The sequence below is a fragment of the Chitinophagaceae bacterium genome (assembly GCA_016699815.1).
Taxonomy (GTDB): Bacteria; Bacteroidota; Bacteroidia; order Chitinophagales; family Chitinophagaceae; genus Ferruginibacter.
Genome location: CP065012.1, coordinates 2,856,695 through 2,878,999, shown reverse-complemented (window position 1 = coordinate 2,878,999; position 22,305 = coordinate 2,856,695). Strand labels below are relative to the sequence as shown.

Below are 22,305 nucleotides of genomic sequence, written 5' to 3'. Positions count from 1 at the left end.
AAGATATTTGTTAAAATTACTATCCCTTAAACCCTTTTTGATTATCAAAATTTTATTAAAAAAAAACTTAACCTATAGCCAACCTGATTAATTGTTTTTTTGCAATAAAATATGCCGGAAAATAATTGCTGCGTGTTCCCTCGAATTTTCAATAAACCATTTGTGTGTTTCCATGCCACCACATACAACACCGGCAAGGTAAAGCCCGTTCACATTGCTTTCCATAGTATCGGGGTTATAGCTTGGCGTAAACAACCCATCTGCTGATAATTGGATGCCGCATTGCTGCAACATTTCAAAATCCGGTCGGTAGCCGGTAAGCGCAAGTACAAAATCGTTGGGCAGTTCAATTTGCCCATTGCCGCTTTTGATAATTACGGAATGTTGTTTTATTTCCTGTACTACCGAGTTGAAATATGTTTTGATACTTCCTTCTTCAATCCGGTTTTCAATATCGGGTTTTACCCAATATTTTACCCTTTTATGTATACCACTGCCCCTTATAACCATGGTTACCTCCGCTCCTTTTCGCCAGCACTCCAGCGCTGCATCTACTGCTGAATTATTGGCGCCAATAATTATCAATTTTTGGCCACAATATGGATGCGCCTCTTTATAATAATGTGAAACCTTTGGTAGGTTTTCCCCGGGGATATTAAGATACACGGGAATATCATAAAACCCTGTAGCTATAATTATGGCTTTGGCCTTATATTTATCTTTTGACGTTGTAACGGTAAATAACCCATCGGCGCCTTTTGTTACCTGCCCTGCTTTTTCGTAAAAGTTGATGTTAAAACCAAAATGCCGGTGAATATTGCGGTAATATTCCAATGCCTCCTGCCTGCCCGGTTTAAAACTTACGCTTGTAAAGGGTATATTGCCTACCTCGAGGCGCTCGGCTGTAGAAAAAAAAGTCATAAATAAAGGATAATGGTATAAACTGTTTACCAGCGCCCCTTTTTCTATAACTCTATAATTCAATTCATTTTTCTCTGCTTCAATAGCGCAGGCCAAGCCAATAGGCCCTGCACCAATAATTAATATATCGTAACAATGCTGCATAAAGCGAAGTTAACCACTCCGGTTAGTAAAAGTTGGCCTAAACCCTGGCTTTGCTTTACGTTGCTTTTTTTGAATGGGCGCCGATTGAAAATAGTTTAACTTTTTTTACTAAATATTTTAGCATATTTCGAAAATAAAATGCAACTTTACCTTCTAAATTTTTTGATATGGAAGGAGAAGATCTTTTTTTTGGCGCAGCTTACAAAGGCTCAAAAAAATTTGCGCAGCAGGATATCCCAACAGCCAACGCTACGGGTTTTGGCGCCGCAGCAGATGATTATATGGAACGGGGTATTGACCTCAACGAACAACTTATCCGCAACAAGCCGGCAACTTTTTTCTTTCGCATGAAAGGCGACGCCATGAAGGATGCCGGAATTTTTGATGGAGATGTAATGATTGTGGACCGGTCGGTAAAACCGGTAAGCGGCAAAATAATTGTGGCCATATTAAACGGCGAACTATTGGTGCGGCGCTTTCATAAAAATTTTTCGTCGGCATTTTTAATTCCCGAAAATGAGCGCTTTAAAAGCATCAACCTGGCGGCCTTCAGCAATTTTGCCGTTTGGGGCGTGGTAACCTATGTTATCCATACTGTTTAAACGCCGGTAGCGGCAATTTATAGTGAGCATGAAAGCCATACTCGACTGCAACAATTTTTACTGTGCCTGCGAACGCCTGTTTCTTCCGCAGCTTGCAGAAAAACCGGTAATTGTATTAAGCAACAACGATGGCTGCATTGTGTCCCGAAGTGATGAAGCCAAGCTATTGGGCATTCCCATGGCCGGGCCATACTTTATGGCAAAGCCGGTAATTGAAAAAAATAAGGTGGTAGTGTTTTCCTCAAACTATAATTTGTACGGCGACCTGAGCTGGCGTGTAATGGAAACCTTAAGGCAAATGATAGGTAAGGAAAATGTAGAAGTATATTCGGTAGATGAAGCTTTTCTCAACCTTTCGCTTTTTACCAACCACAACCTCTATACTACCGGCCTGCAATTAAAGGACGAAGTGGAACTATGGACGGGCATAAAAGTATCCGTAGGTATTGCACCCACAAAAGTATTGTGCAAAGTGGCCAACCGTATTGCCAAAAAAAACAAAATAGCCAGCAACTGCGTAGTGGTGCTTAATGATGCGGCGGAAATAAAAAAAGCGCTGCAGCAAACGCCGGTAAACGAAATATGGGGTATAGGCGCACAGTATGCCCAAAAACTCAAAGAAAACTGGGGCATTTATGATGCCTGGCAGTTACAGGGCATGAGCGAAAATTTTGCCGCAAAAGAACTGGGCGGCGTAGTAGGCAAAAGACTTATCAGGGAACTGAGGGGAGAAACGGCAAGAGAAATGCAGGATGAACTGGTTGTAAAAAAAATGATTGCCACTACAAGAATGTTTGGGCAACCGGCAAAAACCCTGCAGGAAATTAAAGAAGCCGTGGCTACCTACACATCGAGGGCGGCAGAAAAACTAAGGCGCCAGCATAGCGCCGCCAAAAATATCAGCGTATTTGTAGTGGCCAAAAGCGAAAAGAGCAATGCCGGTTTCAGGGGAGAAATGTACAGCTTGTCTGCAACACTTCCCATGGCTACATGCTTTACCAACGAATTAATAAAATATGCTGTGGCTTTAGCGGAAAAGTTATATGTAAAAGGCCGCACTTACAAAAAGGCCGGCGTAATGCTGAGCGGATTGGTACCCGCCACATCCATACAGGCAAACTTATTTTGCCACGCAACAAAAAATAATGAAAGAAAACTGATGGAGATGATAGACAATATAAATTTCAGCCAGGGCAACGACGTACTAAAATTTGCCGCAAGCGGCACCCGGCGCAATTGGAAAATGCGGCAGGAACTACGCAGCCCACGCTATACTACAAGATGGAACGAACTGTTTACCCTTACCTGAAATTTGCAGCAAAAAAATTAGTTCATATTTTCTATCACCATTGCACTTGCCCCTCCTCCACCGTTACAAATACCGGCAGCGCCGTATTTGGCTTTATTTTGCTTGAGTACATTTATAAGTGTTACAATAATTCTTGCGCCACTTGCGCCCAAAGGGTGACCTAAAGAAACGGCACCACCGTTTACATTCACCTTAGAAGCATCCAGTTTCATACGCCTTGCGTTTTCAATACCTACTACAGAAAATGCTTCATTTAATTCCCAGTAATTAATATCATCCATTGTTAAACCGGCTTTGGCTACTGCTTTTGGAACTGCAAGTGCAGGTGTGGTGGTAAACCATTCAGGCGCCTGCTCTGCATCGGCATAAGCCAAAATTTTAGCAATAGGTTTAAGGCCAAGTTTATCTGCTTTTTCTTTGCTCATTAAAACCAGTGCGGCAGCGCCATCGTTCATAGTGCTGGCATTGGCGGCGGTTACGCTTCCATCGGCCTGAAATGCACTTTTTAACTCCGGAATTTTTTCAAACTTTACATTAAATGGCTCTTCATCTTTTGCAAATAATACTGGCTCACCTTTTTTTTGTGGTATGGCTACAGGAACAATTTCGTTTTCAAATTTTCCTGAATTTACAGAAGCCTGTGAACGCTTATAACTTTCAATGGCAAATGCATCCTGGTCTTCTCTTGATACATTGCATTCCTTCGCACAAAGTTCTGCTGCAGTTCCCATGGCTTTACCGTCATATACATCGGTGAGGCCGTCCTTGGCAAGGCCATCTGTAAGACCTACATTACCATATTTATTTCCCCAACGGATGCTATCACTATAAAAAGGCACATTACTCATACTTTCCATGCCGCCTGCAACCACAATATCTGCATCACCCAATAAAATACTTTGGGCTGCCTGTGCAATGGCCTTCATACCGCTGGCACATACTTTATTTACCGTAGTACAATTTACTTCATTGGGCAAGCCGGCAAATTTTGCGGCCTGGCGTGCAGGCGCCTGCCCAAGATTGGCCTGTAATACACAACCCATAAGTACATCCTGCACTTGATCGGCTTTAATACCTGCTTTTTCCAGTGCGCCTTTAATGGCCACAGCGCCTAATTTGGTTGCAGAAAAACTCTTTAAGCTGCCCCCAAAGCTACCAATGGGTGTACGCACCGCCGATATAATATAAACTTCCTTCATAATTGCCTGTTTTTATTTGCAAATTTAAGCATAAAGCCGCAGGAAAAATTAACAAGGCCGCATTTTAAATACTGCTACAAACATATTATCGGCATTTTGCAAATAGCCTTTAAAATACTGCTGTTGCTGTAAGATTATGTTATGTTTTGAAAGGGCCCATTGCACTATGTTTTCATTTTCTGCAGCAAATACTGAGCAGGTGATATAAAATAGCAAACCATTGCTATCCAGGCAGGATATAGCATGAGAAAGGATTTGTTGCTGGCGTTGGGTAAAACCCGCTAAATTGTTTTCGTTAAAGAAAAACAATTGCTCCGGCGTCCTGGCCCAGGTACCGCTGCCGCTGCAGGGAACATCGCAAAGAATAATATCAAAAAATTCATTTACAATAGGCCTGTTTTCTGCCGTTAAATCTGCAACAAAAGTTTTATACGCCTTAACACCTGCCACACCGAACCTTAGCGATAAATTCTTTAAAATACTTTCCCTTATATCCGATACTTGAAGTTGTAAGTTTGCCTTTAGTTTATCATAAAGTAACAGTGATTTTCCACCACTCCCCGAGCAGCAATCCCAAACTTTCCATTTTTTATTTTCCAGCGGTAAACCGTCCAGGTATTTGAGCACCTGCTGTGAGCTGTAATCCTGTATTATCACTTCTTTATCTGCCACTAAAATATTTTGGAGTTGCGTAGCATTTTTTAAAGCAATACACTCTTCATCTTTTTGTATAAATTCAATATTGTTCTCATCCAGCTTTTGTAATACCACTGTTTTCTTACCGGGTCTTATGCGAAGGAAAACATCTGGCTGGTTCAGAAAAGAAAAATAGTAAGGATTGTTTTTAAAGTCATTTGACAAAAGAGAAAAAAATGGAAATATCTTTTGTGGTTCAATCCCCAAATACTTCAACTTTTCACCCACCGTTTCTATTACCCTGGAATTGAGTCCTGGCTTAAGCTGCAGCAATAGCGGGTGTTCGCTTTGGTGTGTAAGAAAAAAGCAGTTAATAATATTTTCTTCATTTAACCCTTTGCCAAAAGCCTGTGCTGCCCTAAAATAGGAATAGCAAATATCGCTGATTACTTTACGGTCTTTTGATCCATGTTTTTTATTGAGGGAATAATATTTTTTCAAATGGAATTCCAATGGCTTATCGCCATTATAAACAGCAATAATGTTTAAAGCAGTAGCAAGGTAATGATGGTAAAAACCCATAATAAAAAACCCGCTTTTTAGCGGGCAAAAAGTTGATTCAATTTATAAATGCAGCAACGCCTCTACAGGATCTTTTCCAAATAATAATTGGGATGGGTTTTCAAGCATTTGCTTTACCATCACCAGGAAGCCAACAGATTCCCTGCCGTCAATTATGCGGTGGTCGTAACTTAATGCTACATACATCATAGGTTTTATAATAACCTGGCCATTTACTGCCATTGGTCTTTCTACGATATTATGCATTCCTAAAATGGCGCTTTGTGGTATGTTAATAATTGGCGTACTCATCATACTGCCAAAAATGCCGCCATTGGTAATGGTAAAAGTTCCACCAGACATTTCTTCAATAGTAAGTTTATTGTTTTTTGCTTTTGTTGCTAATTCCACCACTGCAGCTTCAATGCCTGCCATATCCAGGCTTTCTGCATTTCTAATTACGGGCACTACAAGGCCCTTTGGTGCGCTCACAGCAATAGAAATATCGCAATAATCATGATAAATAATGCTTTCTCCATCTATATAAGCGTTAACCGATGGAAACTGCTGCAATGCAAAGCAACAAGCTTTTGTAAAAAAGCTCATAAACCCAAGATTTACACCATGGCTTTCTTTGAACTTATCTTTAAATTTTTTGCGAATTTCCATTATAGGGCCCATATCAACTTCATTAAAAGTAGTGAGCATTGCTGTAGTATTTTTTGCCTCTACCAGCCTGCGGCTTACCGTTTTTCGCAGGTTACTCATTTTTTCTACCCTTTCATTGCGGCTAAAAGCAATAATACCAGGCTTTTTACCAGGGTTATTTAGAATATCGAGCACATCCTGTTTTAAGATTTTTCCATTGGATCCACTGGGCGTAATGTTTTTGCTGTCTATTTTCTTATCGGCTATAATTGCAGCTGCTACAGGAGAAGCTTTTGTATCATCAGTTACTGGCTCTACGGGTTCTATTGCTATTTCTTTCTTCTCAGTTACTGAGGCTTTTTCAGCCTTTGGTGCTTTTGCTTTTGGGGTTTCTGGCTGTATTGCTTCTGTATCTATGCTGGCTACTATATCACCAATGGCCAGGTTATCGCCCTCTTTTGCTATCTGCCTAATAACTCCTGCTTTTTCTGCATTTATTTCAAAAGTGGCTTTTTCACTCTCCAATTCTGCTATAACTTCATCTCTATCAGCCCATTCGCCATCACTCTTTAACCATTTTACCAGGGTAACCTCATTTATACTTTCACCAACTGTAGGTACTTTTATATCAATTGCCATTGAATTTTACATTTATGATTTACAAATTTCGGATAAAAACTACTTATTTACGCACAAAATACCCAATATGAACGTTTAATAAATAAATTTCACCCATTTATGTGATAGGAAATGTGAGAAATTAATGTATTTTTACTTTCCAATCACCTTTGAAACGGGCCAACATTTAAATTACCAATTACTCTTTTAAAGCCACCATTTACTAAGTTTCGAAAATTCGTATTATAAAAAAGTAATAGCTTTAACCTTATATTTAATAAATCTGTTATGATACTGTTTAAAAAAACATCTTTTTTCTTTGCATTCGTTTTATGCTTAATCAGTTTCCAGGGTTTTGCCCAGTTTTATAACAATGGTGCTACCGTTAGCATACAACCCGGCGGATTAATCTTTGTTCAGGGAAATGCAGAAAACAATTCGGGAATTATTACTAATGATGGTAAAATTGAAGTGCAAGGTAATTTTACAAATTCTGGCTCCTATAATACAAGTACAAATGATGACTCATTAATACTTTCCGGAGGAAATAATGTAACACTCAGCTTAGGCAGTTCTACGGTTAATTATTTAATGGTAAATAAAACGGCTAATGCCAATAATGTAACATTGGGTTCTAATATTATTGTAAATACAAAGCTGGATTATCTTTCCGGCAATGTAACCACCGATCCATTAAATACAGCTTTTGTTTTTGCTGCACCTGTAAGCGCAGTTTTTAATTTTGCCGCAGGCAGAGAAATTACTGGCCGTGTAAGCAGGACTGGTTGGGCAAACGGAACAACAGTTGTATTTAACCAACCCAATATGCAGGTTACCACAAACGGTGGCTCTGCTCCTTCATCTTTTATGGTAAATATGATTCCTCAAACAGGAGGAGGCGACCCCTCATTAAATGAAAGAGAAGTAAAAAGGCTATTTCAATTTACAACGCCTGACGGGAGTAGCTTTACTTCGGATGTACGCTTTGCATATATTGATGGTGAATTGAATACCAATACCGAACCTGGCCTTACTCCATGGTATTTACTTGCTGGAGCAGAATGGAATGGCAAACTTAGTTCACTCACAAAAGATGCTACTAATAATTATGTACAATATGCCGGAATTACTACAACCGAATTGGCCAATGAGTGGAAGCTTGCAGATGCAAAATATACCATGAATGCTACGGCAATTTTACGTGGGCCATGGAACAGCAGCACTTCTTTAATGAATACCGGCATGAACATAAATAATATAATTCAAACAGGCCAGCCCTATAATGTTTCTCCTTTTAATTATTTTGGAACAGAAGCTGCAAATCCTATTCCCAATGCTAATGTTGTAGATTGGGTGCTGGTAGAATTAAGGAAACCCACGCCAGCCTTGCCCGAAAATGCTACTTCGGGTACTATAGTTGGAAGAAAAGCAGGTTTTTTACTGAACAACGGAACTATAGTGGATGTAGATGGCGTTACGCCTATTTCATTTGACATTTCAAAACAGGGAGATGCTTTTATTGCTATACGGCATAGAAACCATTTGGGCATTTTGAGTAATTTGATCACCTCAAATGTTACCGGAAGTTTTGCCAACGATTTTACAGTGTTGTCAAATAATTTTAAAGACAATATTAATGCTACTTCTGACCCTGTTGTATTGCTTGCAGGTGCATCGGGAAAGTATGGAATGTGGGCTGGGGATGCCAATAAAAATAATATTGTAAACGGAACCGATTTAAGTGTAATTAAAAACGCAATTGCGGTTTCTGCAGAAGGTTATATTTTAACCGACATAAACTTAAGTGCCTCAATAAATGGTACTGATTTAAGTATTGCCAACAATACGCTTTCTCAATCGGGATCCAGCAGCCAGGGGAAACATATTCAAACCATTTATACACCAAACACTATAAAGTTTGCCAAATCTAGTTTGCCGGAATAAAATAAAAAACATTCTAACAATTAAATTTCTTTACCTGAAATATTATACTTCGATGAAAAAAATATTACTTACATTATTCGTCTCTTGCTTTTTACTTATTTCATTTATACAAAGTAAAGCCCAGGATTGCGAATGGAGGGTAGCAGATGCAACTTTTACCGCTACTGATCCTGATGGTGCAGGGCCTGCTACAGGCATTGCTACTTTTAAATTCCAGATACGTTCCAGGGGAGCAAACATTCCTAATATTGATGTTTTGTCAATTGGCTTTAGCTACCAGTCTGCTTTATTAATGCCCCCAACAAATCCAGGTTGTGTTATAGTTGCCAACCCTGCTAATGTTTTTGTAGAGGCTCCATGGTCAGCAAATGGATTTCAGTTTGGCGCATTTAATCATTGTAACATTTTTACACAAAACGTTTCAGGAGAAGTATATGACCGGAGAACTGCCGGGGCTTTATCGGGCAGCCCCACTACCTTATTGAATACATGGATGGATGTATTAACCATTACCATGTGGACAAAAGGAGTAAGCATTCCACAAGGTGGTTATGTGATTACCAATTCAGGTTCAAGTTCAACTGATCCAAAGCCAAAACGGTTTGATACTTATTCTATATCCGATCCGGATGGAAATGAATATCCGGCATATACGCTTACTTACGAAACTCCTTTGGCAATTACAGGAGCAGTACCAGTGAGCTTTAGCCAGGCTTCTGTTTCCTGCTTAACCAATGGCGCTTCTATAAGCTGGGGTACAACAAGTGAAAATAACAGCAACTATTTTGATATACTTAAAAGCGTTGATGGGGGAACAACATGGGTAACTGTTGGCAGAAAAAATGCTGCTGGAAATTCTACAGTAAACCGCAGTTATCAATACCTTGATATTGAAGCCGGAAGCGCTTTATATAAAATTAGGTTGTACGATACCGACGGGCATATAAGTGAAACACAGGTACTACGTTCAACCTGCGAAACCCGAAACGCCATTACTGCAATTGTTTACCCTGTGCCTGCCAGAGACCAGGTAACCCTTGCTATTAAATCTGCAAAGATGATAAAAACTACTTTACAGGTAATAGATGCTAAAGGTTCGCTGGTACAGCAGCTTGAAACTACTTTAAACATTGGCAGCAATAATATTTATATTAATAGCAGCAAATTTGCTTCGGGAGAATACAGGATTATTAGTACCAATAAAGAATTGTTGCTCAATAAGAAATTTATAATTGCCCGTTAACTTATTATAGGCTTTATTCAATTTTCAAAAACCTCTTACTTTTTAAGGGGTTTTTTATTTAAAGCTTTTTTCAAAAATTTTTACTGCATTAGTCGTGGTTTCCCTGGCCACCTCTTCAATACTTACTTGCTTTATCTCTGCAATTTTTGCTACTATATAGGTAAGGTAGCTGCTCTCATTTCTTTTTCCCCTAAAGGGCACTGGTGAAAGATAAGGGGCGTCCGTTTCCAGTACGAGGTGCTTTAAATCTATCTCTTTTAAAGTTTCTTCCAGGCCCGATTTTTTATAAGTAACTACTCCGCCAATGCCAAGGTAAAAACCCAAATCAATAATTTGTCTGGCTTCTTGTAGTGTTCCTCCAAAACAATGAAAAATGCCATTAAGCTTTGTATCCCGATATTGTTTAATTACATCAATGGTTTCCTGCATGGCACTACGAGTATGCAACACTATGGGTAAATTAAACTGTAATGCCATTACAATTTGATTTTCAAGGGCTTTGTACTGCTCCTTTGCAAATTGGGTATCCCAGTAAAAATCGAGCCCTGTTTCACCTATTGCGGCAAATTGCCTTTGTTCCAAAAGCAACTTTATATGATCCAACTCATATAAATAATTCTCTTTTACTGAGCAGGGGTGCAAACCAATCATGGAAAAACATTTTCCGGGATATTTTTTTTCCATCTCCATCATTTCGTTATGGGTTGAACCATCAATTGCCGGGAGAAAAAATTGCTTAATCCCAGCATCCACAGCTCTTTTCAACATGTTATCTACATCTTCTTTAAACTCCGGAAGGTACAAATGACAATGAGTATCAATGATCATGGCGAAAATGAAAATTTAAGTTTTTAAAAATGACCTATACTTTTATAAAAATTTTAAAAAAATATTTTGTTAATATTAAAGCTCTCCGTATCTTGGCATCAGTTTTCATAGGGTACGGATTAAAAACGGGCCAGGGTGTCTACCCAGGCCCATTTTATTTTTAGCCATTTCCTGTTATTGCTTCAAAAGAAAAACCCTTTTCCGAAAAAAAATCTAAAGCCCGTGGCAACGCATATTCAAGGTTTTTCCATGCCCTTTCACTATCATGCATTACAATAATAGATCCGTCTTCTGCTTGAGTAACCATATTCTTCAAGCATTGTTGTCCGGAAATATTACTATCAAAGTCAGCACTCAGCACAGTCCACATTATACTATTTAAAGCAAAGCGTGGCGATGAAATTATTCTTTGTTGTTGCTTTGTAAATTTTCCATAAGGCGGCCTGAACAATTTCCCTTTTATCAAATGCTGCGCTTTTTCAACATTCTCCAGGTAAACATCTGTTTCAGTTCGCCAGCCATTTAAATGATTATAAGTATGGTTGCCAATTGCGTGTCCTTCATCCTGTATCTTTTTATATACGTTGGGAAATTTAAAAACATTTTCTCCCACACAAAAAAAAGTAGCTTTAGCATTGTATTTCTTTAACTCAGTTAATATAAAACAAGTTATGTCTGGGTGAGGCCCATCATCAAATGTTAAATAAATCCTATTATATCCTGCAGGCATTTTCCAAACCAAACCAGGAAATACTAATTTGGCCCAGAAAGGCGTTTTAATAAAATAATACATGCAGCAAATTTATTTTAATTTCCATTAAACCTTCAAATAAACCACTCGTCATAGATTAACAAAAAAAATACATTATGAAAACAATAAAAATCTCAATTGCTATGCTGGCTTTGGCTGCAATTACATTTACAGCCTGTAAAAAAGATGACAGCACAAACCCAGGTGATGAAATAGCCATTACCTCAGACCTGAGCAATAAACAAGCCACTACCGATATTATGGTAGAAGATGACAATGCTGTTTTATTTTCAATTACAGACGAAGAAAACCTTTCCGGGGGAAAACTTACCGGGGGCGGACAAACCACAAACTTTGTTTGCGCCACTGTTTCGGTAACGCCTACATCTGGCTTTCCCAAAACCATTACCCTTGACTTTGGCAGTGGATGTACCAACCCCAATACCGGAGTTACCCGAAGTGGTAAAATGATTTTTGTACTTAGTGACTCCTTACGCCTAACCGGGTCAACAGCGGTACTTACCTTTGACAATTATTTTGTAAACGGATTTAAACGGGAAGGCACAATTACCTGGACAAACGTTAGTACACCGGGCCACCGTAGCTGGACAAGGCAAGTTGTAGCCGGTAAAATTACAGCACCAAACGGAAACTGGTGGGTGCATAATGCCTTAAAAACCATTTCACAGGTACAGGGCATGGGCACTTTCATTCCATCTGATGATGCTTTTGAAACCACAGGTTCAGGAACAGTAGTTAATTCAAATAACATTACCCGTTCCTATACCATCTTAGAGGCATTATTAACCAAAACTATTTGCCATCATATAGTAGCCGGCAGACTTAAAGTAGAAGGGCCGCAACATTATGCCATTATTAATTACGGCAATGGTGCTTGTGATAATATTGCAACCATTTCAATTGACGGGGGCAATCCCTTCCCTATACAACTTCCCTAGGCAAATTCTAAAAAAACAATATTCAGCTGCTCAAATAATTGGGCAGCTTTTTTATTGGCTTTTGGTATGCTTATCTTTGCAGCCATAATATTTTTTAAATTAAATGAAAATTAGGACCCGGTTTGCACCAAGCCCTACAGGTGGCCTCCACCTTGGTGGCGTAAGAACAGTTTTATACAATTATTTATTTGCCCGGCAAAATGGCGGCGAATTTATTTTACGCATTGAAGATACCGATCAAACCCGTTTTGTACCCGGTGCAGAAACCTATATTACAAACTGCCTGGAGTGGTGCGGCTTAATGCCCGATGAAGGCCCGCAGGCAGGTGGCGCTTTTGGCCCTTACCGCCAAAGTGAAAGAAAAGATTTATACCTGAAATATGCAAAGGAATTAATCGCAAAAGGATTTGCGTATTATGCATTTGACAGCACCAGTGAATTAGAAAAAATGCGCAACGATTTAAAAACAGCAGAGAACCCTTCCCCGCAATATGGCAGTAAGGTAAGGATGAAAATGAAAAATTCATTATCCTTAGATGAAGCTGAAACTCAAAAGAAAATTAATGCCGGTGAAGCCTATGTTGTAAGGATAAAAATTCCGGATAATGAAACTATTCGTTTTAATGACATGATACATGGTGAGGTGGTTTTTGACTCTTCGGTTGTGGATGACAAAGTGTTATTAAAAGCAGATGGAATGCCTACTTACCACCTTGCAGTAGTGGTTGACGATTACCTCATGAAAATAACGCATGCATTCAGGGGAGAAGAATGGCTGAGCAGCGCACCGGTGCATATTTTACTTTGGAAATATTTATTTGGGATAGACAAAATGCCGCAATGGGCGCACCTTCCATTAATATTGGGGCCAAGTGGCAAACTAAGCAAAAGAGATGGCGCAAAATACGGTTTCCCTGTTTTTGCCATGAACTGGACCGATCCTAAAACCAATGACTTTACAGAAGGATTTAAGGAAAAAGGATTTTTGCCCGAAGCGTTTATTAATATGCTGGCCATGCTGGGATGGAACGATGGTACTACGCAGGAAATTTTTTCACTGGATGAACTCATACAAAAATTCAGCATAGAAAGGGTGCATAAAGCCGGCGCAAAATTTGATTACGAAAAAGCCAAATGGTTCAACCAGGAATGGATAAAAAAATTAGATCATGAAGAGCTCAGCAACAGGGTTGCAGAAATCTTAAAATCAAAAGGAGTTGATATTGCAAACCGAAATTATTTAAAGGCAGTAATTTCCTTAGTTAAAGAAAGATGTACTTTGATGTCTGACTTTTACGAACAATCATCGTATTTTTTCAAAACCCCGGAAACTTTGGATATTACTGCCATTCAACTCAAATGGAAAAAAGAAAAAAGCGATTTTTTTTCAGGATATATACAATGGCTTTCATCAACTACACTATGGGATAGCCATAATTTGGAAATGGAATTTAAAAATATGGCAGTGCAAAAAAATTTAAAGCCCGGGGAATTACAATTGCCCTTGAGAATAATGATGGTAGGAGGCAAATTTGGCCCTGCCGTATTTACCATTGCCGAAATGATTGGTAAGGAAGAAACGATTAAGCGAATTAAAAATGCCTTAAATTTACTGAACACATGATAACCAACCGGCCCATAAGGGTTTTAGTAGCCAAAGTAGGCCTCGATGGCCACGACAGAGGCGCAAAAGTAATTGCCACTGCATTAAGAGATGCCGGCATGGAAGTAATTTATACCGGCCTAAGGCAAACGCCTGAAATGGTTGTAAATGCTGCCTTGCAGGAAGATGTAGATGCCATTGGTGTAAGCATACTCAGCGGTGCACACATGACCGTTTTTCCAAAACTCCTGCAACTGATGCAGGAAAAAGAGATGCAGGATGTTTTATTAACCGGAGGAGGAATAATACCCGACGAAGATGCACAACACTTGTACCATTTAGGATGTGGAAAATTATTTGCACCCGGAACTCATACCCATGAAATTGCCGGTTATATAAAAGAACAGGTTACTCAAAAAAGAAATTTTTAAACTTTATTTTTTACGATTATGACTTTTGACTCCTTACTTTTTACAATTGAAAATAATATTGCACTTATAACCATTAACCGGCCCGATAAACTGAATGCATTAAATAAACAAGTGTTTTATGACCTGGATAAAGCTGCAGATGAAGTAATTGAAAATGCAGCAATAAAATCGGCAATTATTACCGGCTCTGGCTCAAAAGCTTTTGTTGCAGGAGCAGATATAACCGAGTTTGCCCCTTTAAGTATTGTAGAAGCAAAACAACTTTCGGAAAGGGGACAACAAGTTTTTTTAAAAATTGAAAATAGCCCCAAACCTTTTGTTGCCGCAGTAAATGGCTTTGCACTTGGTGGAGGATGCGAACTGGCCATGAGTTGCCACTTTAGGCTTTGCAGTGAAAATGCAAAATTTGGTCAACCCGAAGTAAACCTGGGGCTTATACCAGGCTATGGTGGCACACAAAGGCTTACACAACTTATTGGCAAAGGCAAAAGTATGGAATTACAAATGACGGCACAATTAATAGATGCCCAGGAAGCCCTAAGGCTTGGCTTGGTAAACTACGTTACCACACAAGACGAATTATTAACCCAAACAAAAGAATTGCTGGCAACAATAAACAACAAAGCCCCGCTATCCATTGCAAAAATAATTGAATGCGTCAATTATGCAGCAACTTCGGGCAACTACAATGGGTTTGAAAATGAAGTGGAAGCTTTTGGCTTCTGCTTTGGCACGCAAGATATGATAGAAGGCACCAGCGCCTTCCTTGAAAAAAGAAAAGCTGAATTTAAAGGAAAATAATTTGTGGCTTAATAAGCCCTTGCAAACAACACCCTTTGCTTGCTTGGCTTGCCGGAAAAAATACATTTCCCTTCTTCAAATTTTGCATCTAATGGAATGCAACGTATAGTAGCCTTTGTGGCTTCTTTAATTTTTTCTTCTGTTTCAGCAGTACCGTCCCAATGGGCGCTAATAAAGCCGGGCTGTTCATCCAACAGGTTTATAAACTCATCCCAGTTACCGGCGCTCCTGGTATTTTCGTTTGTAAACACTAATGCTTTATTAAAAATATTTTGCTGGATGGTTGCCAATAATTCAGTGCAATACACATCAATACCCTCTATACTTACCGATGCTTTTTCTTTGGTATCACGGCGTACAAGCTCCACTACGTTATTTTCTACATCTCTTAAGCCAATTGCCATTCTTAGCGGCACACCTTTCATTTCATACTCAGCAAATTTCCAACCCGGCCTTGCATTATCACTATTATCATATTTAACCCTTATACCTTTAGCTTTAAGGCCACTAATGATTTCATTTGCCCTTGCATCAATTACTGCTTTACTTTCTTCGCCTTTATAAATAGGCACAATTACCAGTTGCAGCGGTGCGATTTTTGGGGGCAAAATAAGTCCATCGTCATCACTATGTGCCATTATTAATGCGCCAATCAGCCGGGTGCTTACGCCCCAACTTGTTGCCCACACGTACTCTTTTTTATTTTCTTTATTTAAAAATTGCACATCAAATGCTTTGGCAAAATTTTGGCCCAGGAAGTGGGAAGTGCCTGCCTGTAAAGCTTTACCATCCTGCATGAGTGCTTCAATACAATAAGTATCTTCAGCACCTGCAAATCTTTCGCTTTGAGATTTTACGCCTTTAATAACCGGTAATGCCATATAGTTTTCTGCAAACCCTGCATAAACATGCAGCATTTTTATGGTTTCTTCCACGGCCTCATCTTTAGTTTCATGTGCAGTATGGCCTTCCTGCCATAAAAATTCGGCTGTTCGTAAAAATAATCGGGTACGCATTTCCCAGCGCACCACATTGGCCCATTGGTTTATTAAAATTGGTAAATCCCGGTAAGATTGTATCCAGTCTTTATAAGTATTCCATATAATGGCTTCACTGGTTGGCCTCACAACTAATTCTTCTTCCAACTTTGCTTCGGGGTCCACAATTAATTTACCTTTATTATTTTCATCAGCCTTAAGCCTGTAGTGCGTAACTACTGCACATTCTTTTGCAAAGCCTTCGGCATTTTTTTCTTCTGCTTCAAATAAACTTTTTGGAACAAAAAGCGGAAAGTAAGCATTTACATGACCGGTTTCTTTAAACATACGGTCCAACTCATCCCTCATATTCTCCCACAAAGCATAGCCATATGGTTTAATTACCATGCAACCTCTAACGGCACTGTAATCTGCCAGGCCACTTTTAATTACCAAATCATTGTACCATTGAGAATAATCCTGCTTTCTTGATGTAATTTCCTTGCTCATAAATTTATATTTCCCTTAATTTCCTAAAGGTGGTTTCTACTGATTTTAAGTTTTCGTCCTTTTGAAAAACTTTTGCAAAATTACGGACTTCATGCGCAAGCGCAAAGTTTGCATTTAGCACATATTTAACATCCAAAAAGAAAAAATCAGGTCTTTTAATATAGAGAAATTGCAACTTTGTACAGACGAAAATTTTAACCGGGCTTAGCCCTAAAATGATTTTGCCATGAAAAGTAAATTTTTAATCACCGCTTTTGTAATTACTGCAATTATTGCAGGTTGTGGAACAGCATACAAGAGCGGGCAAACACCGGACGATGTTTATTATTCTCCGGCCAATGAAAGATCCGGATATATTGAACAGGACAATAACCGCTATTCCCGCTACAACGACAGAGAAGAAAGACAAATAAGAATGAAGGCTTATGATTATCGCTGGAGGTATATTGATGATGATTATGATTATTACAGCTATCGTTACAGCCCTTATTATTATGGTTACAATCATGGCTATTATTATAACCCATACTACTACCCTGCCCCTGTATATTTTTATGGTCCAGCGGTAAATCCCAAAAATCATGCACCCCGTATGACCGGCCTGGGAAGTTATTACAACAATAACGGCTCGGTAAAAATTGCACAGCCATCCAATACAAAATCCTCAACCATCAGCTCAACAAAAGCTTACAGCAATACAAATTCGGGAAACAAGGTGGTAAGAAGGATCATTGGAAAGAACAATTCCGATGATAACGATGGTGGAAATAACAACAGGAGCTACAACCCATCCTCATCGGGTTCTTCTGGAAGCGGAAGCAATTCGGGAGGCCAAAGCATTTCAAGGCCATCGAGAAATTAATTTACAACAGACAGGAAAACGAAAATACATGAAGCAAATATTTATATTCTGTATTATTTTATTAATTGGCAGGCAAGTATTTTCGCAGGTACCCGAAGATGCCAAATTATACAGTTGGTACCCACAAACCGGAACGGCAAGGAGTTTGGCCATTGGCGGAGCAATGGGCTCTTTAGGTGGGGACATAAGTGCACTCTATGTAAACCCAGCTGGGCTTGGGTTTTACCGAACCAATGAGTTTGTAATTTCTCCACAGTTTTCATTTAATAAAAATGCGGCTACTTTTATAAATAACCCGAAAGATACCGGCAAAAATGCATTTGCTTTAGGGACTATCGGTGTTATTTTTGGTGAAGGCTCAAATAAAAAAGGAAAAAAGAGTAGCGCCTTTTCAATTGGCATTACGCAAACGGCAAACTTTAATAACCGGGTTTATTACAAAGGCATCAATGATTATAGTTCTTTTTCTGAAACCTTTGCCGAAGAATTTGCCAAAAGCGGAATAAGCACAGATGAGTTATTAAACACTTTATCTCCCCTACCTTATACTGCGGCACCGGCATATTATACCTATTTGATTGACATTGATACCAGCAATGGAATTAGCCAGGTAAGAGCAGCGCCAGAACAATTGCTGGATGCAGGCGGCAGCTTGCAACAAAGTTTTTTAAAAGAAACCCAAGGTGGGTTGTATGAACTTGCCCTAGGCGGAGCCATTAATACCAATGACAAATGGCTTTTTGGAGGAACGCTTGGCATACCTATTGTAGATTTTACCAGCACCACTACGGTAACGGAAAAAGATGCAAGCGGAAATACCAAAAACGGATTTCAATCTTTTAGCTACGAAGATGAATACCGCACTACCGGAGTGGGCTTTAATGTAAAACTGGGCGCTATTTATCGCCCTGCAGAATATTTTAGGCTGGGGCTGGCTTTACACACTGCATCATTTATTTTTTTAAAAGATGAGAGAACCGCAAACCTGAATACCATTTTAGAAGACACTGCAGGCAATGCGGAAAATTTTTCTGTTAGTTCTTTACTTTTTACCAACAACGAAGCCGGAGAAGCCAATTACAGGCAGTTTACCCCATGGAAAGCCATTTTTAGTGCATCATATGTTTTTCGTGAAATTGAAAATGTAAAAAAGCAACGTGGTTTTTTAACTGCTGATGTGGAATATGTAAATTACAAAGGCAGCAGGTTTGGCAAAAGTGGTTCTAAAAATACAGGATCCAAACAATACTATACCGCTTTAAATGATGTGATTAAAGATTACTATAAAGGCGCTTTTAATTTTCGTGTGGGTGGAGAATTAAAGTTTAATACATTTATGACAAGGCTTGGCTTTGCATACTACGGCAACCCTTATGCAGATAAAACTTATAAAGCCAGCCGAACATTATTATCAGGCGGCATTGGCTACCGCAATAAAGGCTTTTTTGTTGACCTTACTTACATCCATTCTATAACAAAAGATGTTAATTATCCCTACAGGCTAGAAGACAGGAGCAACCCTTATTATGCTACGCAACGGCAAAAATCGGGAATGATTGCCGCTACTATTGGTTGGAAATTTTGGGAATAAAATAAATACAAGAAGGCCGGTTTAACTTACCGGCCTTTTTATTGAACAGCTAAATTTTTTAAAATATAATTATCCTTCACCAGATTTCTTGCAAAAAAAATTGCCCGGTAACCCGGGCATTTAATTTCAAAATATTTAAAAGCTTATTTCACTTCTTCAAATTCTGCATCGGTTACATTTTCGCCGCCTGAAGTATTAGCATCTGGTTGCGCCTGTCCCGCTTCGGGTTGGGCGCCTGGCTGTGGTTCGCCTTGTGTTGCCTTATACATATCTTCGCTGGCTGCCGTCCATGCAGTATTTAATGCTGCTAAATGTGTATCAATTGCAGCAATATCCTGTGCTTTATGCGCTTCTTTAAGATTGTTAAGTGCACTTTCAATACCGCCTTTTTTATCGGCTGGTATCTTATCGCCATATTCTTTCAATTGTTTTTCTGACTGGAATATTAAACTATCGGCCTGGTTAATTTTATCTACTTTTTCCCTTGCCACTTTATCTTCTGCTTCGTGTGCTTTAGCTTCGGATTTCATTTTTTCTACTTCATCTTTGCTAAGGCCACTACCACCCTGTATGGTAATTTTTTGTTCTTTGCCTGTGCCTTTGTCTTTTGCGGTTACATGCAAAATACCGTTAGCATCAATATCAAAAGTAACTTCAATTTGCGGTAAGCCACGTGGAGCCGGCGGTATGCCATCGAGGTTAAAAGTACCCAGGCTTTTATTTTGGTTTGCCATTGGTCTTTCACCCTGCAACACATGAATTTGAACACCGGGCTGGTTATCGCTTGCTGTGCTAAAGGTTTCTGATTTTTTTGTGGGTATGGTTGTATTGGAATCAATTAACCTCGTCATTACACCGCCCATGGTTTCAATACCCAGGCTCAAAGGAGTAACATCGAGCAACAATACATCCTTTACTTCGCCAGTAAGTACAGCGCCCTGAATAGCAGCGCCAACGGCTACTACTTCATCGGGATTTACACCTTTATTTGGTTTTTTGCCAAAGAATTTTTCTACAAGCTCCTGAACTTTTGGGATACGTGTAGAACCACCCACCAATATTACTTCATCAATTTGAGCTGCATTTAGCCCGGCATCTTTAAGTGCTGCTTCGCATGGCTTAAGACAACGGTCGAATAATTTATCGGCCTGCGATTCAAACTTTGCACGGGTTAATTTTTTTACCAGGTGTTTGGGAACGCCATCAACGGCAGTGATATACGGCAGGTTAATTTCTGTTTCTGAAGAAGAAGACAATTCAATTTTTGCCTTTTCAGCAGCTTCTTTTAAACGCTGTAATGCCATTGGGTCTTTACGAAGGTCAATGGCTTCTTCGGTTTTAAATTCATTGGCAAGCCAATCCATAATCACTTTATCAAAATCATCCCCACCTAAGTGTGTATCGCCATTGGTAGATTTTACTTCAAACACGCCATCGCCAAGTTCCAGCACAGAAATATCGAAAGTACCACCACCCAGGTCAAATACAGCAATTTTTTGATCGTGTTTACCTTTATCGAGGCCATAGGTTAATGCAGCGGCAGTAGGTTCGTTTACTATACGCCGAACATTAAGCCCGGCAATTTCGCCTGCTTCTTTGGTAGCCTGACGCTGTGCATCGTTAAAATATGCAGGTACGGTTATTACGGCTTCGTTTACTTCGTGCCCAAGATAATCTTCGGCGGTTTTTTTCATTTTTTGCAGGATCATGGCGCTCAACTCCTGCGGTGTATAAAGCCTGCCATCAATATCAATTCGCACTGTATTATTGTCGCCTTTTGCAATTTTGTAACTCCAGTGTGAGCTTTCTTCCGTTACTTCATCAAATTGGCGGCCCATAAATCTTTTTACACTCATAATAGTGTTTACCGGGTTGGTAATAGCCTGCCTTTTGGCCGGATCGCCAACTTTACGTTCGCCATTTTTTAAAAAAGCAACTACTGAAGGCGTTGTACGGCGCCCTTCATCGTTGGCAATTACAACGGGTTCGTTACCTTCCATTACGGCAACGCAACTGTTTGTGGTTCCTAAGTCAATTCCAATTATCTTGCCCATATATCTTAATTTATTTAAATTGTTTATAACCGAATATTGTCAATCTTTATGCCAATGCAATTTTGAGTGCAAAAATGGCAGTAAATTGAAATACATGCAGTTAAATAGATGGATTTCTACTTTAAGATTATTGCAAATCGGTAAATTCTGTATGACCGTCTTTATGTACTTTAAAGGTAAAGTGACGCTGGGTAAAATAACTTAATATTATTACGATGCAAATGGTAAAAAGCTGGCTGAAAACGGGGTTCCAAAAGAATTTTTCAACCATTAGTTTAAGTAATGCATAATTAATAACCAGGTTGGAGCCAAAGGAAAGGAAATACCTGAACAACTGTATTCTGCCTTTAAGCTTAGATGTTGTGAATACCACGTAACGATTTAGCGTAAAGCCTGCTAAAAATGTAATTATTGAAGAAAGAAAAAGTGCTGCGCTATGCGGTTCAAAGGCAAAAAAACCAATATCTACAATTGCGCCTTTAAAAAAATACCAGTAAGTAAAAAAGTAAATAATCAGGCCAAATAATGCATTGGATCCACCGCAGGCTGCATACCTAAAAGTTTGCAAAGGCATTATTTTCCTAAATAAAGGATAAAAAAAATCAATAACTGATGTGATTATTGCTTTCATTTAAAAAACATATCTAATGCCCAACCCACCCCAACTGCCGCTAAAACCGTCGTAGTCGCTAAACTCTACAGAAGGTTGCCAGTCCAAAGAAACATTAATTGGGGCATTTTTAAATTTATAATCCAGGCCAATTACGCCATCCACTCCTACTGAAGTGCCACCCTTATAATATTTATTATTGTAAAAACCCACATGAGCACCAGGGCCTACATACCATTTTAATCCTTCGGCATTGGCAATATCCATATGAAACTCGTAAAGGCCGGTTATTCGCATACCTTTGTTCCAAAAATAGCCAAGGCCTTCAATGGCAGCAGAAGGTTTAAAAAAGTGCTTTACAGAGATGGCACCAGGATAAAACTTTACACCCAACGCTGTAGTATATTCCTGCGAGGTAATGTTTTTTTGGGCAGATGCAATTGAAAGCATTGTAAACATTGCAATAAAACAAATAAAAAATTTCAATTTCATGATTATATTAT

Annotated in this window: 20 protein-coding genes; 10 read left to right on the top strand and 10 right to left on the bottom strand. The window is 39.2% G+C overall.

What is annotated here, in order from left to right; all coding sequences use genetic code 11:
• Positions 1 to 87: 87 nt before the first annotated feature.
• Complete coding sequence (ypdA, locus tag IPO46_12750; protein ID QQS62927.1) at positions 88 to 1,065, bottom strand: YpdA family putative bacillithiol disulfide reductase; 978 nt, start codon at positions 1,063 to 1,065, stop codon at positions 88 to 90.
• Between the two features lie 167 nt (positions 1,066 to 1,232).
• On the opposite strand from ypdA, the gene umuD reads away from it, so the two are divergent.
• Both umuD and IPO46_12740 read left to right on the top strand, forming a co-directional pair.
• Entirely contained in the window at positions 1,233 to 1,667 is a 435-nt protein-coding gene (gene umuD / locus IPO46_12745; protein ID QQS62926.1) for a translesion error-prone DNA polymerase V autoproteolytic subunit, read from the top strand.
• Positions 1,668 to 1,695: 28 nt separating this feature from the next.
• Positions 1,696 to 2,976 carry a Y-family DNA polymerase gene (locus IPO46_12740; GenBank protein ID QQS62925.1) on the top strand — a complete coding sequence of 427 codons (1,281 nt, stop codon included), beginning with the start codon at positions 1,696 to 1,698 and terminating at the stop codon, positions 2,974 to 2,976.
• A gap of 17 nt (positions 2,977 to 2,993) precedes the next feature.
• Here the strand turns inward: IPO46_12740 and IPO46_12735 are convergent, their stop codons facing one another.
• From IPO46_12735 to odhB, 3 genes are read right to left on the bottom strand one after another with little or no spacing between them, the layout of a single operon-like run.
• Positions 2,994 to 4,175, bottom strand: coding sequence for an acetyl-CoA C-acyltransferase (locus tag IPO46_12735; GenBank protein QQS62924.1), 1,182 nt, complete (start codon positions 4,173 to 4,175; stop codon positions 2,994 to 2,996).
• A 48-nt stretch (positions 4,176 to 4,223) separates the two neighbouring features.
• The gene (locus IPO46_12730; GenBank protein QQS62923.1) at positions 4,224 to 5,393 is read right to left on the bottom strand and encodes an Fmu (Sun) domain-containing protein; all 1,170 of its coding nucleotides are present in this window, start codon (positions 5,391 to 5,393) and stop codon (positions 4,224 to 4,226) included.
• A gap of 42 nt (positions 5,394 to 5,435) precedes the next feature.
• Positions 5,436 to 6,659, bottom strand: coding sequence for a 2-oxoglutarate dehydrogenase complex dihydrolipoyllysine-residue succinyltransferase (gene odhB / locus IPO46_12725; protein ID QQS62922.1), 1,224 nt, complete (start codon positions 6,657 to 6,659; stop codon positions 5,436 to 5,438).
• Between the two features lie 267 nt (positions 6,660 to 6,926).
• On the opposite strand from odhB, the gene IPO46_12720 reads away from it, so the two are divergent.
• Together IPO46_12720 and IPO46_12715 are read left to right on the top strand one after the other, a co-directional pair.
• Positions 6,927 to 8,582, top strand: a complete 1,656-nt coding sequence (locus tag IPO46_12720; protein QQS62921.1) for a hypothetical protein — start codon at positions 6,927 to 6,929, stop codon at positions 8,580 to 8,582.
• A 52-nt stretch (positions 8,583 to 8,634) separates the two neighbouring features.
• Positions 8,635 to 9,825: a T9SS type A sorting domain-containing protein gene (locus IPO46_12715; GenBank protein ID QQS62920.1), complete on the top strand. Its 1,191-nt coding sequence runs from the start codon at positions 8,635 to 8,637 to the stop codon at positions 9,823 to 9,825.
• Between the two features lie 54 nt (positions 9,826 to 9,879).
• On the opposite strand, the gene IPO46_12710 is transcribed toward IPO46_12715, so the two are convergent.
• Entirely contained in the window at positions 9,880 to 10,653 is a 774-nt protein-coding gene (locus IPO46_12710; GenBank protein QQS62919.1) for a TatD family hydrolase, read from the bottom strand.
• A gap of 160 nt (positions 10,654 to 10,813) precedes the next feature.
• The gene (locus IPO46_12705) at positions 10,814 to 11,446 is read right to left on the bottom strand and encodes a polysaccharide deacetylase family protein (GenBank protein ID QQS62918.1); all 633 of its coding nucleotides are present in this window, start codon (positions 11,444 to 11,446) and stop codon (positions 10,814 to 10,816) included.
• 74 nt (positions 11,447 to 11,520) lie between these two features.
• On the opposite strand from IPO46_12705, the gene IPO46_12700 reads away from it, so the two are divergent.
• The 4 genes from IPO46_12700 to IPO46_12685 all read left to right on the top strand — a co-directional run bounded on the left by IPO46_12700 (position 11,521) and on the right by IPO46_12685 (position 15,198).
• Positions 11,521 to 12,363, top strand: a complete 843-nt coding sequence (locus IPO46_12700) for a hypothetical protein (GenBank protein ID QQS62917.1) — start codon at positions 11,521 to 11,523, stop codon at positions 12,361 to 12,363.
• Positions 12,364 to 12,466: 103 nt separating this feature from the next.
• On the top strand, positions 12,467 to 13,987 hold the full coding sequence (locus IPO46_12695) for a glutamate--tRNA ligase (protein QQS62916.1): 1,521 nt from the start codon (positions 12,467 to 12,469) through the stop codon (positions 13,985 to 13,987).
• Positions 13,984 to 14,397, top strand: coding sequence for a cobalamin B12-binding domain-containing protein (locus tag IPO46_12690; GenBank protein QQS62915.1), 414 nt, complete (start codon positions 13,984 to 13,986; stop codon positions 14,395 to 14,397). Before IPO46_12695 ends, IPO46_12690 begins: the two co-directional genes overlap by 4 nt.
• Before the next feature lie 18 nt (positions 14,398 to 14,415).
• Positions 14,416 to 15,198 (top strand): enoyl-CoA hydratase/isomerase family protein, encoded by a 783-nt coding sequence (locus tag IPO46_12685; protein ID QQS62914.1) that lies wholly within the window; start codon positions 14,416 to 14,418, stop codon positions 15,196 to 15,198.
• 8 nt (positions 15,199 to 15,206) lie between these two features.
• Here IPO46_12685 and IPO46_12680 read toward each other — a convergent pair whose 3' ends face one another.
• Complete coding sequence (locus IPO46_12680; protein ID QQS62913.1) at positions 15,207 to 16,685, bottom strand: proline--tRNA ligase; 1,479 nt, start codon at positions 16,683 to 16,685, stop codon at positions 15,207 to 15,209.
• A 226-nt stretch (positions 16,686 to 16,911) separates the two neighbouring features.
• Between IPO46_12680 and IPO46_12675 the strand changes: the two genes are divergently transcribed.
• Together IPO46_12675 and IPO46_12670 are read left to right on the top strand one after the other, a co-directional pair.
• The gene (locus IPO46_12675; GenBank protein QQS62912.1) at positions 16,912 to 17,547 is read left to right on the top strand and encodes a hypothetical protein; all 636 of its coding nucleotides are present in this window, start codon (positions 16,912 to 16,914) and stop codon (positions 17,545 to 17,547) included.
• 28 nt (positions 17,548 to 17,575) lie between these two features.
• Positions 17,576 to 19,138 (top strand): hypothetical protein, encoded by a 1,563-nt coding sequence (locus tag IPO46_12670; GenBank protein ID QQS62911.1) that lies wholly within the window; start codon positions 17,576 to 17,578, stop codon positions 19,136 to 19,138.
• Between the two features lie 143 nt (positions 19,139 to 19,281).
• Here IPO46_12670 and dnaK read toward each other — a convergent pair whose 3' ends face one another.
• The 3 genes from dnaK to IPO46_12655 all read right to left on the bottom strand — a co-directional run bounded on the left by dnaK (position 19,282) and on the right by IPO46_12655 (position 22,294).
• The gene (dnaK, locus tag IPO46_12665; GenBank protein ID QQS62910.1) at positions 19,282 to 21,192 is read right to left on the bottom strand and encodes a molecular chaperone DnaK; all 1,911 of its coding nucleotides are present in this window, start codon (positions 21,190 to 21,192) and stop codon (positions 19,282 to 19,284) included.
• A 127-nt stretch (positions 21,193 to 21,319) separates the two neighbouring features.
• Positions 21,320 to 21,823 carry a GtrA family protein gene (locus IPO46_12660; GenBank protein ID QQS62909.1) on the bottom strand — a complete coding sequence of 168 codons (504 nt, stop codon included), beginning with the start codon at positions 21,821 to 21,823 and terminating at the stop codon, positions 21,320 to 21,322.
• Positions 21,824 to 22,294 carry a hypothetical protein gene (locus tag IPO46_12655; GenBank protein ID QQS62908.1) on the bottom strand — a complete coding sequence of 157 codons (471 nt, stop codon included), beginning with the start codon at positions 22,292 to 22,294 and terminating at the stop codon, positions 21,824 to 21,826. It abuts the gene before it with no gap.
• Between the last annotated feature and the right edge of the window lie 11 nt (positions 22,295 to 22,305).